We start from the raw sequence: 16,232 nt of genomic DNA on the forward strand, positions 1-16,232 counted from the left end.
TTTGATGTTCCGGATTTCTTATTCATCTTCGCTCCATAATGGCTTCGATGAACCAGAAATCCTCCGTTGCTCAAACCCCTAAATCTGTCCGGTAGGCGCTGACGTCAGACATATTTTTCGACATTGAAAAGCAGACTTTCCCAAAGAGGTCCGCCTCAGGGGGACTCAGCCCAACAGACGACCAAGGAAGAGGAACCGGCAACTGCAAAGTGACGGAAGAGATGTGGAATTCGGTGATCTATCTTGGATCAGGCGGTTCACTGGTGAGAGACCGTTAACCAGAGCAATTTCGTTGTCCGCTTCGTCCGCTCCTCGATGGTCGGCTCTGCCAGCAGCGAAGATGCGGTCTCGGTTCGACTCAGATCGACGCCTTCGAACGGCTGCTTCGGCGACATACGCTGCATCGCAGTAATGGGCATGCCGCGATTGCGAAAGCATGCTGCGTCAGCGAGGGCCCGAAATCGAAGGTCGGCAAAGTCCGCTTCTCGGGATTTGCAAAGCCCGACGATGAAGGTCCGGTTTGGGCTGGGACCAGCCAATCATGCTTGCTGCGGAGAACGGCAACACTGAGCCCAACCTTCCGATATTCTGCACCGCCGCGAATGACTGCTTCTCAGTTACGCGCCTGACAGTTCCGTTTTATGTGCAGCAGCCAGCTCCGCCATACTGTTGAAGCAGAAGTCGTAGCTGGGCATCTCTCCGGGGTTCATTGTTGCCCCGAATCCTTCTTTTTCGTGACGGCGGTAAATCCAGCAATTAGAGAGCCCGTATTTGTTGGCAGGGCCATGATCGTGGAACATGCTTTCTGCTGTATGAAGAATATCCTCTTTGGCGACACCTTGCCGCGCAAGCGTTTCCAGCATGTAGTCAAAGTTTCGATCAGATGGTTTGTAGCTGCCAACGTCTTCAGCGGTGTAAACACCATCAAAGTGGACATCGAGCCGAGCGTTCGAGCCTGAAAAACTCGTGTTGTCGGTATTGGTCAAGACGACCAGTTTGTAGTGTTGTTTGAGATAGGCGAGTGCTTCACGGCTGTCGTCAAATGCAGGCCACTGGCGCACGGACAGGCCGTATGCTTGGCATTCTTCCCAAGTCACTTCGACACCCCATTCTTCAGCCAGACGACGATAAACGACTGCAAGGAGATCAAAGTATTTTTTGTTGGGTGTCCAACGTTGCGTCGTGGATTCATGATAGGCGTGCGCTTCAAGAATATCGTCGCGTGTCAGGTTTTGAGTGACCTTGTCCGTCAAGGGTTTGAGAGCTGTGACCATGCCGCTTTCCCAGTCGATCAGCGTGCCATAAACGTCGAATGCCAGAACCTTGAAGTCCATCAGTTTCATAGTTTCTCTCCTTCTTGTCGGTATGGACGATTTCGCTGAATTGTTCTCAGGCCCATCGGATCAACCCAATAATTGCTGACGTAGCGTAGAACACTTGGAGCAATAGGAACGTCCAACGCCGGTCTAAAAAAGCCCATCCTGCAAACAGTGCCGACGACACCAAGAGCAAGGAAAACCCAAGCATCTCCGCGCCGATGTTCATCGCAATCGACATCGCATAGACCATGGCCAGAATGGAGCCGATGACTTCGAACAGAGAAGTGAGCTTGCGATTGTCGCGCGTTATAGCGTTTTGATGGCTAATGTCGGTCATTGGGTGTCCTCGCAAATTTGGCTTTGCAAGATGGATAACCAAGGCTACAATATGACACAAATGAATGATTGTCATATTTTGATGCTAGTTTGTCATATGAGGAGCAACCTTGGCTGAGAGGCTGGAAATCGATGCAATGCGTGCGTTGTGCGCCATTGGCACCAGTGGCGGTGTTACCAATGCGGCGAGACAGTTGGGTGTGTCGCAGTCAGCCGTTAGTCACAAAATCAAACGGTTAGAAAGTGCGTTGGATTGCACCCTCTTAGCACGGCAATCCGGAGGACCACTGTTCACGGATGCCGGAAAACGCCTTCATGATTATGCCTTGCGTATTATCAATCTGCATGACGAAGCGCTTTCAGATTTGGGAAAGAAAAACTTGAATGGAGCCATTCGTCTGGGCATGACCGAAGATGCTACGACCAGCGACATCGCTGGAATCCTTGGTCGGTTTACGCGGTTGTACCCTTCTGTAAGTGTGCGAACGCGGACCAGCCAAAGCCTGAATGTTCAAGCCTGGCTGCAAGCAGATGAGCTTGATCTTGCGATGATGCAGGTGTTCACAGCAGACATAGAGCCCCAAGATCAGGCTCTCTTTGATGACACCCTTCATTGGGTCAAATCGAAAGACTATGAACTAGACCTCGCTCGACCAATTCCGTTTCTGTCTTTCGATACCAATTGCTTTTATCGGAAATGGGGTTTTTCGGAGGTGCTGCAAAAAGGGCGATCCTTTGAGAAAGTCCTTGAGTGCCCAAGCGCTGCAGGCATTCAATCGGGTGTTCGTTCAGGGCTTGGCATCGCCTTGTTGAACGGAATGCATGTGACAGAAGACATGGATGTGATCGAAAACCTGTTCCCATCGCCGCCTAGCATTACATTCGTTGCACGGGTCAATCCCAAAAGCAGGTCTGCTCCAGTCAAGGCACTGGTCTCAGAAATCGCACGCGAGTTTCGTGCACCTGCCTCATTGAGCGCCGCTGAATAACCGCATTGCGGACATTCACAGCAAACAACCTTACGGTTGGTTTGTCCGCATCTGAGACGTCGGAGGCATAAGTGCCGAACGGCAGCTGCCTGCGGGAGCAGTCGTTCGGGCACAAAAGCGGACTTCATCACGCGGTCCGGCCTCCTCAAATGGCTGCTGAACCCGGCTTTGCGGACATCTGACCGAACCGCTCAGATGTCTCAGAAGAGCCCAGTCCGGAAGTACTTCGGTACCGATGCTCGCACCTGCAGCAACGCGAACGCCAAAATTGCTAGCCACGCCGCAGAAATTTAAGCGGCCGTTTAGTCACGCTGCAGCTAGATTTGCAACGCCCATTGCGGCTTTGCGAATAGAACTGCCGGTTGCTTTGGATCCAAACAAAGCGACCGCAAGATGCGGTCACTCTTAGAAATTTGTTCAAAGACTAATTGCTTCAGCCGCCCTGGTTCCTTTGCAAGCTCTCCAGCACTTGGTCGATCGAGAAACTCGCAGGCTTTTGTCGGGGCGGATAATTCTCGAATGTTGACAAGAATTGCGCAACAAACGCCTGAGCAGGGACCAAGAGATAGGTCCGGTCGAGCCGCCATCTTGAGTACCCGATTGACTCGTGCTCCGCCCGTTCGAACGGATCGGTGTAAAGGTCGATGATCTTTGGTAGCCGCAGGAACGTCAGGGGCTCCTGCCAGACGTCAAACCCATGAGCGCGCTGTTCCGCAAAGACGACCTTCCAGCGATTATAGCGGAGGTTCATCAGGTCGCCACCGTCCGAGAAGTACAGGAACTCTCGCCGTGGACCTTCTTCTGCCTCACCCCGGAAGTAGGGCATGAAGTCATACCCGTCCAGGTGCACCGGCTCGTTGCCCTCGCCAAAAGGCGCCTCGGTCAGCATACGTTCTTTCATGTCTCCATCGCCGAGCGCCGACATCAGCGTTGGGAACCAGTCGAGGTGGCTGATGATCTGGTTAGATTTTCGACCCGGCTCGATCACGCCCGGCCACTTGACCAGCAACGGAATGCGGAATCCACCCTCCCAGTTGTCGTTCTTTTCGCCCCGGAACGGCGTTGTGCCGCCATCTGGCCACGAGAAGACTTCGGCGCCGTTATCGGTGGAATACATCACAACGGTGTTGTCGGCGATGCCAAGCTCGTCGAGCTTATCCAGCATTTGCCCGACCATGCCGTCATGCTCCACCATTCCGTCCGGATAGACGCCGAGGCCGGTGACGCCCTCACTTTCCTCCTTGAGACGTGTATGGATGTGCATCCGCGTGGTGTTGTACCAGAGAAAGAATGGCTTATCCTGATCTACCGCGCGATCGATAAAGTCCAACGCCCCGGCGGTGACCTCTTCATCGATGGTCTCCATGCGCTTCTTCGTCAGTGGACCTGTATCTTCGATCTGCCCGTCAGCGGTTGATCGGATAACGCCGCGCGGACCGAAGTTCTCGCGAAACTCAGGGTTCTGAGGATAGTCGACGTTCTCTGGCTCTTCCTCAGCATTGAGGTGGTAAAGGTTGCCGAAGAACTCGTTGAAACCATGGTTGGTTGGAAGGTGTTCATCCCTGTCACCGAGGTGGTTCTTGCCGTATTGCGCGGTCATATAGCCTTTCGACTTCATGTACTCGGCAATCGTCGGGTCCTTCTCGGACATACCTTCGGGCGCACCCGGCAGACCGACTTTGAGCAGGCCGGTTCTGAAGCCGGATTGCCCCGTGATGAAGGAGGCCCGCCCCGCGGTACAGGACTGTTCGCCATAAGAATGCGTAAACAGCATCCCTTCGTTGGCGATCCGGTCGATGTTGGGCGTCTGATATCCCATCATGCCCTGATTGTAGGCACTGATGTTCCAATATCCGACGTCGTCGCCCCAGATGATCAGGACGTTTGGAGGAGCGTCCTGAGCTACGACAGCTGTAGCGGAGACTGTTAAGCCAATTCCAATAATCACTCCGGACAACGGTCGGCGAGCGAATTGTAATAATTCGGGCAATCTCATTTGTGTCCTCCCAAAACGTAAATCCTGGTTTAGTTTGACAGGTTAGCCGTGATTGCGCTTAGCTTTTCCGGCCAAGAGACGGAGGTGTTTACGCCTGCTCTTACCTAGGGCGGAGTTCTTTTTGGGCTGTTGAGAGAGAAGACATGGCGAACCTGAACCTCGTTATCGCGCAGGCTATCAAACCGGCCATCAGTGCATCAGATTTGTCACTGTACACCTTGGAACGTATCGCTGACCGCGCCGGGCTGCCACCAAGTATCGTTGAGAACCCAGCGGGTATTGTGCCGCTGCATGCGGTCGAGTTTTTTCTTGCCCTTCTCCAGCAAAAGGTAGGCGAACAAAGCTTTTTGTTCAGAAGTCTCGAGCTTGACCCAGAAGAAAACAGGCAGACGCATTCAGTCGTTGGCATCCCGCTTCCCTGCGGCTTAACGAATTTCGAAGGGCTGAATCACCTGACCGAGAAGTTCAACAGTTTTATATCAGGAGCACGCTTTTTCTGTCATAGGCAGGGCGATCGTTTTTGGATTATGCGAACCACGGCCGCGACGGATTGGTCGGATGAATGGCCCACGCTTCAATACAATCTGGCTATAATGCAACTCGCAACCCGGCGCGTACTCGGCTGCAGCGTGCTCCCAGTCGCGCTGGCCCTACCCATGTTTCCAGAAAAGGTCGAGTTGCATGACGAGCTTCGCCACATTCCTGTGGTCCAATCAAAAGATCACTTTGGTATTGCTTTCGATCTGATAGGTATCGTTGACCGAAACTTCACGCTTTCTCCAACCAGCAGGACCGTTCTCGATGAAGAACCGCTTCCGATTGACTCCAATCTGAGGCAATCAATCATTAGTTGCCTTTCGACATTTTTGACGTTGTCGACAACGGACAGTCTATCCGACCGAGTAGCCAAAGCCTTCGGCATCAGTACGCGAACATATCGGCGCATCTTGGCTGAGCATGGAACGAGTCATGCTCGTCTCCTGGCGGATGCTCGTCTAAACCTCGCGACAAAACTGCTTTTGCAAGACAACTGCAGTATCACCGAAACTGCATTGGAACTGGGTTACGGATACCCCGGTGATTTCACCAGATTCTTCAAAAAGCGAATGGGAGTTACTCCGGCCGAATTTCGTCAAATATACTTCAAATAAACGTTTAAACAGACTAATTGCTATGACTGTGCAACCGCTTTAGTGGCTGCAAGACAGTTACCGAACGTCGCGAAAAGTTTTTTGCGTCTACGAATTTATTCGCCTTATCATTTCGATAACGGGCTTGAAGCCACGAACGACCGGTTCCGTTTACCGTGCTGTCAGCCGCTTTCAACGACCGCTTCCGGATAAATCGCGTTGCAATGCCGCGACAGGCTTCGAAAGTAAGCGGTCGCATTGAGGCCAATTTCGCTGCATTAGCTTCGGGCGGGTTTGTCCCGCAACTCGGTCAGTCGCCCAGTTTCGATAAACGTCCGTTGTTCATGAAAGCTGCCGTCGGAGTCTAGCATCGTTATTAGGTATTAAACCTAGGTCGGGTTGCCCGTTAAAGTTAGGACATTTTCACAGCCTAACTCCAACAAATACCAACATTTACTATCATCAATCTTATTAGAAGAATGCGTATCAACGGAAACGATGGCAAGAAAATTTGGGCTCACATCCATCAACGAAAAAACAGGGGATAAATCAGGGGATACACAAGCTATCGCTCTGAAAAACGTTAAATTACAGAATTTTATCTTGTGTTATGGTGCCCAGGAGAGGACTCGAACCTCCACGTCCATACGGACACTAGCACCTGAAGCTAGCGCGTCTACCAATTCCGCCACCTGGGCAGGTGTCGTGGAGCGGCGTTTAAGCTGACTGGCGGGGGGCGTCAACCGGATTCTGAATGAATTTTGAAAGTTTTTTAAGTTCGGTTTTCGAACTGAAGTTTTGGCCTTATTATTTCATGACCGGCGCGGCGAATTAGTGCCTTGTTTGGTTGGCCTGCGGGCGTTAGTTCTAGGGCGCAATTTCTCAGCAGGAGCCCTCTCATGTCGAAACTGGTGACGATTTATGGCGGATCGGGATTTGTCGGTCGCTACATCGCGCGGCGCATGGCGAGAGAGGGGTGGCGTGTGCGGGTGGCTGTACGACGCCCGAACGAAGCCATGTTCGTGAAACCCTACGGCGCCGTGGGACAGGTTGAGCCTGTGCTGTGCAATATCCGCGATGACGCCTCGGTCGCGCTGGCAATGCAGAGCGCCGATGTCGTGGTGAACTGTGTGGGTGTGCTTAATGAACTGGGCAAGAACGCGTTTGATGCCGTTCAGACCGAAGGGGCCGAGCGTATTGCGCGCTTGGCCGCACAGCAGGGCATTGGTCGAATGGTGCATATCTCGGCTATAGGTGCAGATGCAAACGCGGCCAGCGATTATGCCCGGACCAAAGCGCTGGGCGAGGCGGGTGTGCTGAAGCACATGCCGGATGTAGTGATCCTTCGCCCATCTGTGATCTTCGGTACCGAGGATCAGTTCTTTAACCGATTTGCCGGGATGACTCGCATGGGTCCGTTCCTGCCGGTGGTTGGTGCTGAGACCAAATTCCAACCCGTCTACGTGGACGACGTGTCCCAGGCAGCGGTCAAAGGTATTCTGGGGCAGGCTGAGCCGGGCGTGTACGAGCTTGGCGGGCCGGAAGTGAAAACCTTCCGCGCCCTGATGCAACAGATGCTTGAAGTGATCCACCGGCGGCGCATCATTGTCGGTCTGCCGTTCTTTGCTGCCCGGATTATGGCGGGCGTGCTGGATATTGCGAAATTCGTCAGCTTCCAGCTGTTCCCGAACAACATTCTGACCCGCGACCAGGTCAGGAATCTGCGTCATGACAACGTGGTATCTGACGGGGCCAAGTCCTTTGCGGATCTTGGCATTGCGCCGACCACTCTGGAATCGGTGCTGCCGGAATATCTTTGGAAATTCCGCCCATCGGGGCAGTATGACGACATTCAGAACTCGGCGAAAAACCTGCGTATCTGATCAGCTGTAGGCCATGAACAACAATGCCGCGCCCAGTATGACGCGGTAGATCACATAGGGCGTGAAGCTGACACTGCGCAGCAGTCGCATCATAAGGCTAAGCGCCAGAAGTGCCGAGACAAAAGCAAATGCCGCGGCAATGGCCCCGTCCCGTGCCAGTTGCGCATCAGCGTCGCGTATCACATCCAGTGCCAGCAGTGTGCCTGAGGCCAGAATGGTTGGGATTGACATAAGCATGGCAATCCGTGCGCCGTCTGCTCGGGTATAGCCCAGTTGACGTGCTCCTGTAATGGTGATCCCGGATCGCGATGTTCCGGGGATCAGCGCAAGAACCTGCCACAGCCCCATGATGAAAGCATCGCGCACACCCCAATCAGACGCCCCTTTCGTCTGGGGGCCTTTCTGGTCAATCCAATAAAGCAGCAGGCCAAAGCCCAGCATTGTCCATCCGATTACAGCGATCGAACGCATGGCCTCGCTTAACCCGGTCAGATGCAGGATCAGACCTGCAATCACGGTTGGAATTGTTGCAATGATGAGGCCCAGAGCCAAACGGGCCTGCGGCGTATCTGTCCGGCCGTTCAAGGCGCGCGGCAACCCGGCAAGGGCCTGCTTCACATCCGTCCAGAAATACAGAACGACCGCTCCGAGGGTTCCGACGTGCACCGCGATGTCTATGGCTTGACCCTGATCCTGAAGGCCTGACAAATTCGGCAGCAGGATCAGGTGACCCGAAGACGAAATGGGCAAAAACTCAGTTATTCCCTGAATGATTGCCACGAGAATCAGGTGGAAAAGACTCATCTGCCCTGCCGTGCTGTCGCCACGATTTTCTTGTGGTGTATGGCTATAAGGGCAGTGGAGAAAAGGAAAGTCTTCATATAGGTCCGGATCGTACCTAAAATTCCCTCCATAATTTGCCGATTTCGAGTGGAAGGGTGAAAAATTCTCATAATAGGTCAGTATATATGACTTTTAATCCGTTTGCGCATCGCATAAAGAAACCGAACCAAGCCAATTCATGGAGTCTAACCCGTGGCCAAGCAACCGATGCTGAAATTTGTGCAGATCGACCGCGTCATGCCGGAAAAGCGTGCCGCCAATGACCGCAGAGAAGACTTTAACGAGATCTATGCAGAATTCGCTGCCGAGAAAGCAGCAGAACAGGCCAGCCGTTGCAGTCAATGCGGTGTGCCTTACTGCCAATCGCACTGCCCGCTGCATAACAACATTCCCGACTGGTTGCGGCTGACTGCAACCGGACGATTGGAAGAAGCTTACGAAACCAGCCAGGCGACAAACACCTTCCCCGAGATTTGCGGCCGCATCTGCCCGCAGGACCGTTTGTGCGAAGGAAATTGCGTGATCGAACAATCCGGTCATGGAACAGTTACCATCGGAACGATCGAAAAGTACATTACCGACACGGCGTGGGAAAAAGGCTGGGTCAAGCCAGTGGTCCCTGCGGCAGAGCGCCGTGAAAGCGTCGGCATCATCGGTGGCGGGCCGGGCGGTCTTGCCGCGGCAGACATGCTGCGTCGGGCCGGTTTTCAGGTCACGGTCTATGACCGCTACGACCGTGCGGGTGGGTTGCTGATGTATGGCATTCCGGGCTTCAAGCTTGAAAAAGAAGTCGTCCAGCGGCGCAACGACCTGTTGGCTGACGGCGGTGTCGAGTTCGTTTTGAACTGCGACGTGGACGCTGCCAAATTCGCGGAAATTCACGCCAAGCATGACGCGGTCATCATCGCGACGGGCGTTTACAAGTCGCGGGATCTGTCCATGCCGGGCAGTGGTCTTGCCGGGATCGAGAAGGCAATCGATTTCCTGACCGCATCAAACCGTAAAAGCTTTGGTGATGCTGTTGAGGATTTCGACAACGGACGGCTGAATGCCGAGGGCAAGAAGGTTGTCGTGATCGGTGGTGGTGACACCGCGATGGATTGTGTGCGCACATCGATCCGCCAGGGCGCGACGTCAGTCAAATGCCTGTACCGTCGTGACCGGGCTAACATGCCGGGTTCGCAGCGCGAGACACAGAATGCCGAGGAAGAAGGCGTGGTATTCGAATGGCTCAGTGCACCCAAGGGGTTCACGGGCGACGACAAGGTTTCCGGCGTGATGGTGCAGAAAATGCGCCTGGGGCAACCCGATGCATCTGGTCGCCAGGCCCCCGAAGTGATCGAAGGTGCGGATTATGTCGAGGACGCCGATCTGGTGATCAAGGCATTGGGTTTTGAGCCCGAAGACCTGCCAACGCTGTTCGGGCAGCCCGACTTGCCCGTCACCCGATGGGGAACGGTCCGGGCAGCATTCCAGACCGGGGAAACCGAAATGGAAGGTGTGTACGCAATTGGCGACATCGTGCGCGGTGCTTCGCTGGTTGTATGGGCGATCCGTGACGGGCGCGACTGCGCCGACGCGATCATCGACCGGTTTAATGCCAAGACTGCCGTCGCAGCGGAATAACCCCAGCTTTCAGGAGGGTTCGAAATGTCGGAACTTCAAGGCCAATGCATGTGTGGTGCGGTCACTGTAACAGCTACACCGGCGCGGGATGCGCTGGGGGCGTGTCACTGTGACCAATGCCGTCGGTGGACCAGTTCGATGCTGGTGACGTTTCAGGCGAAAGAAGGCTATGCCGCGCTAGGCCCGGTCAAGACATTTACCTCGTCCGACTGGGCAGAACGTGCCTTTTGCGACGAATGCGGATCCTCGCTCTGGTACCGGATCACGCTGCCGGGTGAGATGCACGGACAGACACAAATGGCGGCTGGCCTGTTTGAAAATGCAACAGGCAACCCGCTGAAACTTGAACTTTATATCGAAAAAAAGCCCGAGGGATACGCGTTCGCAGGTGAACGTCGGCAATTGACCAAAGCCGAGGTCGAAGCCATGTATTCCCCCTCTGACGAAGGAGACAGCCAATGACCAAATATGATGCCGATTGGGTGTGGGCAGAAGAAGCAAAACGCAAGTGGATGGCCGAAAATGGTCTCTACTCCGAGGCAGAAGAGCATTCTTCGTGCGGTGTGGGCCTTGTTGTGTCCGTTGATGGCAAACGGTCTCGCAAGGTGGTGGATGCCGGGATTGATGCCCTGAAAGCGATCTGGCATCGCGGAGCCGTGGACGCGGATGGCAAGACCGGCGACGGCGCGGGCATCCATGTGCAGATTCCAGTTCCCTTCTTTTATGATCAGATCCGCCGCACGGGCCACGAACCAAAGCTGAATGAACTGATTGCAGTTGGTCAGGTCTTCCTGCCCCGCACCGATTTTGGCGCACAGGAGCGGTGCCGGACCATCGTCGAAAGCGAAGTTCTGCGTATGGGTTATTACATCTATGGCTGGCGACACGTGCCGGTCGATGTGACTTGTCTGGGGGAAAAGGCCAACGCGACCCGACCCGAGATTGAGCAGATCCTGATCTCGAACTCCAAGGGTGTGGACGAAGAAACTTTTGAGCGCGAACTCTATGTCATCCGCCGTCGCATCGAAAAAGCGGCCTTGGCGTCGGGCATTTCGGGCCTTTATCTTGCGTCGCTGTCCTGCCGGTCAATCATCTACAAGGGCATGATGCTGGCTGAACAGGTCGCTGTATTCTATCCCGATCTGATGGATGACCGCTTTGAATCGGCGTTTGCGATTTACCACCAGCGGTATTCCACGAACACCTTCCCGCAATGGTGGCTGGCACAACCATTCCGCATGCTGGCCCATAACGGCGAGATCAACACCCTCAAGGGCAACGTCAACTGGATGAAAAGCCATGAAATCCGGATGGCTAGCGGAACTTTTGGTGACTATGCCGAAGACATCAAGCCGATCATCGCTGGTGGTTCGTCAGATTCCGCCGCATTAGACTCGGTTTTCGAGGTGTTGGTGCGTGCGGGGCGGTCGGCCCCGATGGCGAAAACCATGCTGGTTCCGGAAAGCTGGTCCAAGCAGGCGGTCGAGCTGCCGCAAGCGTGGTGCGACATGTATTCCTACTGCAACTCGGTGATGGAGCCATGGGATGGTCCGGCCGCGCTGGCGATGACCGATGGACGCTGGGTTTGCGCTGGTCTGGACCGGAACGGGCTGCGCCCCATGCGGTACGTCGTGACCGGTGATGGCCTTGTCATCGCAGGGTCGGAGGCCGGAATGGTGCCGATCAACGAAGCCACCGTGACCGAAAAAGGCGCATTGGGGCCGGGTCAGATGCTGGCGGTCGACATGAAAAAAGGCAAGCTGTACCGCGACACCCAAATCAAGAACAAACTGGCCAGCGCGCTTCCATTCGGCGAATGGGTTGGCAAGATAAACGACCTGGACGAAACGCTTGCGGGTGTGACCGAAGCTCCGATCTTTGCGGGTGGCGAGTTGCGCAAGCGCCAGATTGCTGCGGGATACTCGGTAGAAGAGCTGGAACAAATCCTTGCTCCGATGGCTGAAGACGGCAAGGAAGCCTTGGCATCGATGGGTGATGATACGCCCTCGGCTGTTTTGTCAAAACAATACCGCCCGCTCAGCCATTTCTTCCGTCAGAACTTCAGCCAGGTGACCAACCCGCCGATCGACAGCCTGCGTGAATACCGCGTGATGTCGCTGAAAACCCGGTTTGCCAACCTCAAGAACGTGCTGGATGAAGACAGCAGCCAGACCGAGATCGTGGTTTTGGAAAGCCCCTTTGTCGGTAACGCGCAATGGGACAAACTGGTTGAGAACTTTGATGCGCCGCTGGCGGAAATCGACTGTAGCTTCGAGGCTGGTCAAGGCGCATTGAGCGCAGCTTTGGCCCGTATCAGAGCCGAATCCGAAGAGGCGGTGCGATCTGGTGCCGGGCATATTGTCCTGTCTGATATGCGGTCGGGCGAGGATCGGATTGCGATACCAATGATCCTCGCGACCAGCGCTGTGCATTCCCATTTGACGCGTCAGGGTTTGCGGACCTTCTGTTCGTTGAACGTTCGTTCGGCCGAATGTGTGGACTCGCATTACTTTGCCGTTCTGATCGGATGTGGTGCGACTGTGGTGAACGCCTACCTGGCCGAAGATTCTTTGGCCGACCGCATCGACCGCGGTTTGCTGGACGGAACCCTGACAGAAAACGTCGCGCGCTATCGCGAGGCGATCGATCAGGGCCTGTTGAAGATCATGGCCAAGATGGGCATCTCGGTCATTTCGTCCTATCGCGGTGGTCTGAACTTTGAGGCCGTCGGCCTCAGCCGTGCCATGGTGGCCGAGTATTTCCCCGGTATGACCAGCCGGATTTCCGGTATCGGTATAAAAGGTATTCAGGCCAAGGCCGAAGAAATCCATGCCAAGGGTTGGAACAGCGGTCTGGATGTGCTGCCCATCGGTGGTTTCTACAAGGCGCGTAAGTCAGGTGAGACCCACGCGTGGGAAGCGACCTCGATGCACATGATGCAGATGGCCTGCAACAAGGCTTCGTATGAGCTGTGGAAACAGTATTCGGCCAAGATGCAGTCGAACCCGCCAATTCATTTGCGCGATCTGATGGATTTCAAACCGTTGGGCAAGCCGGTGCCGATCGAAGAGGTGGAATCGATCACCTCGATCCGCAAACGCTTTGTCACGCCAGGTATGTCGCTGGGTGCATTGTCGCCCGAAGCGCATAAAACACTGAACGTGGCGATGAACCGGATCGGTGCGAAATCCGACAGTGGCGAAGGTGGCGAAGATCCGGCACATTTCGTGCCTGAACCCAATGGCGACAACCCTTCGGCCAAGATCAAACAGGTGGCTTCGGGCCGGTTTGGCGTGACTGCGGAATACCTCAACCAGTGTGAAGAGCTTGAGATCAAGGTCGCTCAGGGTGCAAAACCCGGCGAAGGTGGTCAGTTGCCAGGTATGAAGGTCACCGACCTGATCGCGCGCCTGCGCCATTCGACCAAGGGCGTGACGCTGATCTCGCCGCCGCCGCACCACGATATCTATTCGATCGAGGATCTGGCGCAGCTGATCTACGATCTGAAGCAGATCAACCCGCGCTGCAAGGTGACGGTCAAGCTGGTAGCGTCCTCGGGCGTTGGCACGATTGCTGCCGGTGTAGCCAAAGCGAAAGCGGATATTATCCTTATTTCGGGTCACAATGGCGGTACAGGCGCGTCGCCTGCGACCTCGATCAAATATGCCGGTTTGCCGTGGGAGATGGGCCTGACCGAGGCGCATCAGGTTCTTGCGATGAACAACCTGCGGGATCGCGTCACCCTGCGGACCGACGGTGGTCTGCGTACCGGTCGCGACATTGTCATGGCCGCGATGATGGGGGCCGAGGAATACGGCATCGGTACCGCCGCGCTGATCGCCATGGGCTGTATCATGGTGCGTCAGTGTCAGTCGAACACTTGTCCGGTGGGCGTGTGTACGCAGGATGAATCCCTGCGCGCCAAGTTCACCGGCAATGCGGATAAAGTGGTGAACCTGATCACTTTCTATGCCCAGGAAGTGCGAGAGTTGCTGGCCAGCCTCGGTGCGCGCTCGGTTGACGAGATCATCGGCCGAGCCGACCTGTTGGCTCAGGTCAGCCGGGGATCGGCGAATCTGGACGATCTGGACCTCAATCCGCTGCTGATCACTGTCGATGGGGCACATAACATCGTCTACAACCGCGACAAAGAGCGCAACGCGGTGCCGGATACGCTGGACGCCGAAATCGTTCGTGATGCGGCCCGGTTCCTGAAGGATGGTGAAAAGATGCAGCTGTCTTATGCCGTGCAGAACACGCACCGGACCGTTGGAACCCGTGTGTCCAGCCATATTGTGCAGAATTTCGGGATGCGGAACACCTTTCAGGACGACCATCTGCATGTGAAGTTGCAAGGCTCTGCCGGGCAATCGCTGGGAGCTTTTGCGGCCCCGGGTCTGAAGCTGGAAGTGTCGGGCGATGCCAATGACTATGTTGGTAAGGGCCTGTCCGGGGGTATGATCGTCGTGCGCCCACCGCAGGTCAGCCCGCTGAAAGCAGATGACAATACGATCATTGGCAATACGGTTCTCTATGGGGCCACTGATGGGTATCTGTTTGCCGCCGGTCGCGCCGGTGAACGGTTCGCGGTGCGGAACTCTGGCGCCAAGGTTGTTGTCGAGGGGTGCGGTTCCAACGGGTGTGAATACATGACCGGCGGTGTCGCTGTTATCCTTGGAACGATCGGAGCCAACTTTGGTGCGGGCATGACAGGCGGAATGGCCTATCTGTATGATCCCGAAGGCAAGGCAGAGGCGCTGATGAACAGGGAAACGCTAGTCACTTGCCCGGTCACTGTGGACCACTGGGAAGAGCAGTTAAAAACGCTTATCATGCGTCACGCTTCTGAATCACAAAGCCGCAAGGCTGCTGATATTCTTCAGCATTGGGATGTGGAAAAAGGCAACTTCCTGCAGGTTTGCCCGAAGGAAATGCTGAACAAACTTAGCCACCCACTGAGTGTTGAAGCCAAAGCAGTTCCGGCGGAATAAGCCGAAACTTTTTACCTCGCGAAACCCCGCGTGTCATTTGCACCACGCGGGGTTCGTATATTAACGACGTTTCAGTGCTGGTCTTGCCCGTTTATCCGAAAATCGCCAATCTTTCTTCACACTCAGGCGATAATCATGGGCCGATCTAGGCACCAGATGATAAGCAGACAGGGGCAACCGGATGCCAACACCGTATCAGGATCAGTTTTATACTTTCGATCCAGCAAACCCGCCGCCTGCGGGAACGGCTGTCGCGGTTAGCAGTTTCACTTTGATCGATGCAGATGATGACAACGAAATTGATGCACCGAGTGGTGATACAGTCAATGGCCAGGACGTTACGAATTCCTGGCCGGGAGACACTGTTACCATCAACGTCGCGGGCGTCGGGAATGTAACCTATACCGGCACCACGTTTTATCTGGCTGATGGATCTCGGGTTTTTACACCGACAGACGGCCAGGTCTTGCAGCCGGGAACGTTTGTTTCAGCCACCTTCGTCAACACACAGGGGCCGCTGAATGTCGGCAATTTGGGTCCGCCCTGTTTCACGCCGGGCACCATGATAATGACCCCGGATGGGGAACGCACGGTGGAAGATCTTAAGGTCGGTGATCTGGTCACGACCGTGGATCATGGCCCTCAGCCTTTGATCTGGGTTGGGCGTACAGTGGTAGCCGCCGAAGGAAAGCTGGCCCCGATCCGGTTTGAGGCCGGAGTGTTCGACCTGGATCGTCCGCTGCTTGTTTCGCCTCAGCATAGGATGCTGATTGAAGACTGGCGAGCCTCGTATCTGTCCGGGCACGCTGAAGCGCTGATTCCGGCACATGCTCTGGTCAATGGAAAAACGGTGACCCGCGTGGAAGGCGGTGAGGTAGAGTATTTCCACCTTTTGTTCAAGCAGCACGAGATCGTCATCGCCAATGGCGCCAAAAGCGAAAGCTATTATCCGGGGCATGCGTTGTCGGCCTCGGACCGCGAAACGCAGAGCGAGGTCCTGCATCTGTTCCCTGAACTGGCAGGTCATGATCCGATGTCGGTAGAAACCGCACGCCCGGTTGTTCACCCGCGCGAAGCGCGCGCCTTCGCGATTTAGGCCGTTTCAAACCCGGACCGCGC

General features: G+C 55.1%; 11 protein-coding genes and 1 tRNA gene. 7 read left to right on the plus strand and 5 right to left on the minus strand.

The window, feature by feature from the left end; genetic code table 11:
* Nucleotides 1–617: 617 nt before the first annotated feature.
* Together ACR0BF_RS18920 and ACR0BF_RS18925 are read right to left on the minus strand one after the other, a co-directional pair.
* Nucleotides 618–1,343 (minus strand): haloacid dehalogenase type II, encoded by a 726-nt coding sequence (locus ACR0BF_RS18920; RefSeq protein ID WP_480519620.1) that lies wholly within the window; start codon nt 1,341–1,343, stop codon nt 618–620.
* 46 nt (nt 1,344–1,389) lie between these two features.
* The gene (locus ACR0BF_RS18925) at nt 1,390–1,656 is read right to left on the minus strand and encodes a hypothetical protein (protein ID WP_480519622.1); all 267 of its coding nucleotides are present in this window, start codon (nt 1,654–1,656) and stop codon (nt 1,390–1,392) included.
* Nucleotides 1,657–1,765: 109 nt separating this feature from the next.
* Between ACR0BF_RS18925 and ACR0BF_RS18930 the strand changes: the two genes are divergently transcribed.
* Entirely contained in the window at nt 1,766–2,644 is an 879-nt protein-coding gene (locus ACR0BF_RS18930) for a LysR family transcriptional regulator (protein ID WP_480519624.1), read from the plus strand.
* Nucleotides 2,645–3,077: 433 nt separating this feature from the next.
* On the opposite strand, the gene ACR0BF_RS18935 is transcribed toward ACR0BF_RS18930, so the two are convergent.
* On the minus strand, nt 3,078–4,640 hold the full coding sequence (locus tag ACR0BF_RS18935; RefSeq protein WP_480605546.1) for an arylsulfatase: 1,563 nt from the start codon (nt 4,638–4,640) through the stop codon (nt 3,078–3,080).
* A gap of 143 nt (nt 4,641–4,783) precedes the next feature.
* Between ACR0BF_RS18935 and ACR0BF_RS18940 the strand changes: the two genes are divergently transcribed.
* The gene (locus tag ACR0BF_RS18940; RefSeq protein ID WP_260026700.1) at nt 4,784–5,791 is read left to right on the plus strand and encodes a helix-turn-helix transcriptional regulator; all 1,008 of its coding nucleotides are present in this window, start codon (nt 4,784–4,786) and stop codon (nt 5,789–5,791) included.
* Between the two features lie 590 nt (nt 5,792–6,381).
* Here the strand turns inward: ACR0BF_RS18940 and ACR0BF_RS18945 are convergent.
* Nucleotides 6,382–6,468, minus strand: a tRNA-Leu gene (locus ACR0BF_RS18945).
* Nucleotides 6,469–6,669: 201 nt separating this feature from the next.
* Between ACR0BF_RS18945 and ACR0BF_RS18950 the strand changes: the two genes are divergently transcribed.
* Entirely contained in the window at nt 6,670–7,653 is a 984-nt protein-coding gene (locus ACR0BF_RS18950) for a complex I NDUFA9 subunit family protein (RefSeq protein WP_480606058.1), read from the plus strand.
* Here the strand turns inward: ACR0BF_RS18950 and ACR0BF_RS18955 are convergent, their stop codons facing one another.
* Complete coding sequence (locus ACR0BF_RS18955; protein WP_480606055.1) at nt 7,654–8,457, minus strand: undecaprenyl-diphosphate phosphatase; 804 nt, start codon at nt 8,455–8,457, stop codon at nt 7,654–7,656. It lies immediately after the preceding gene.
* Between the two features lie 231 nt (nt 8,458–8,688).
* On the opposite strand from ACR0BF_RS18955, the gene ACR0BF_RS18960 reads away from it, so the two are divergent.
* The 4 genes from ACR0BF_RS18960 to ACR0BF_RS18975 all read left to right on the plus strand — a co-directional run bounded on the left by ACR0BF_RS18960 (nt 8,689) and on the right by ACR0BF_RS18975 (nt 16,209).
* The gene (locus tag ACR0BF_RS18960) at nt 8,689–10,122 is read left to right on the plus strand and encodes an NAD(P)-dependent oxidoreductase (protein ID WP_480625551.1); all 1,434 of its coding nucleotides are present in this window, start codon (nt 8,689–8,691) and stop codon (nt 10,120–10,122) included.
* A gap of 24 nt (nt 10,123–10,146) precedes the next feature.
* Nucleotides 10,147–10,584 carry a GFA family protein gene (locus ACR0BF_RS18965; protein ID WP_480625552.1) on the plus strand — a complete coding sequence of 146 codons (438 nt, stop codon included), beginning with the start codon at nt 10,147–10,149 and terminating at the stop codon, nt 10,582–10,584.
* Entirely contained in the window at nt 10,581–15,113 is a 4,533-nt protein-coding gene (gene gltB, locus ACR0BF_RS18970) for a glutamate synthase large subunit (protein ID WP_480625553.1), read from the plus strand. Before ACR0BF_RS18965 ends, gltB begins: the two co-directional genes overlap by 4 nt.
* Nucleotides 15,114–15,294: 181 nt before the next feature.
* On the plus strand, nt 15,295–16,209 hold the full coding sequence (locus ACR0BF_RS18975; RefSeq protein WP_480519709.1) for a Hint domain-containing protein: 915 nt from the start codon (nt 15,295–15,297) through the stop codon (nt 16,207–16,209).
* Nucleotides 16,210–16,232: the final 23 nt, after the last annotated feature.

It is taken from the genome of Ruegeria sp. AG7, from assembly GCF_056541545.1.

What these genes read in the sequence shown, in the direction of transcription:
- ACR0BF_RS18920 (WP_480519620.1), bottom strand. Translation starts at nt 1,343, where the DNA reads ATGAAACTGATGGACTTCAAGGTTCTGGCATTCGACGTTTATGGCACG.
- ACR0BF_RS18925 (WP_480519622.1), bottom strand. Translation starts at nt 1,656, where the DNA reads ATGACCGACATTAGCCATCAAAACGCTATAACGCGCGACAATCGCAAG.
- ACR0BF_RS18935 (WP_480605546.1), bottom strand. Translation starts at nt 4,640, where the DNA reads ATGAGATTGCCCGAATTATTACAATTCGCTCGCCGACCGTTGTCCGGA.
- ACR0BF_RS18940 (WP_260026700.1), top strand. Translation starts at nt 4,784, where the DNA reads ATGGCGAACCTGAACCTCGTTATCGCGCAGGCTATCAAACCGGCCATC.
- ACR0BF_RS18950 (WP_480606058.1), top strand. Translation starts at nt 6,670, where the DNA reads ATGTCGAAACTGGTGACGATTTATGGCGGATCGGGATTTGTCGGTCGC.
- ACR0BF_RS18955 (WP_480606055.1), bottom strand. Translation starts at nt 8,457, where the DNA reads ATGAGTCTTTTCCACCTGATTCTCGTGGCAATCATTCAGGGAATAACT.
- ACR0BF_RS18965 (WP_480625552.1), top strand. Translation starts at nt 10,147, where the DNA reads ATGTCGGAACTTCAAGGCCAATGCATGTGTGGTGCGGTCACTGTAACA.
- gltB (WP_480625553.1), top strand. Translation starts at nt 10,581, where the DNA reads ATGACCAAATATGATGCCGATTGGGTGTGGGCAGAAGAAGCAAAACGC.
- ACR0BF_RS18975 (WP_480519709.1), top strand. Translation starts at nt 15,295, where the DNA reads ATGCCAACACCGTATCAGGATCAGTTTTATACTTTCGATCCAGCAAAC.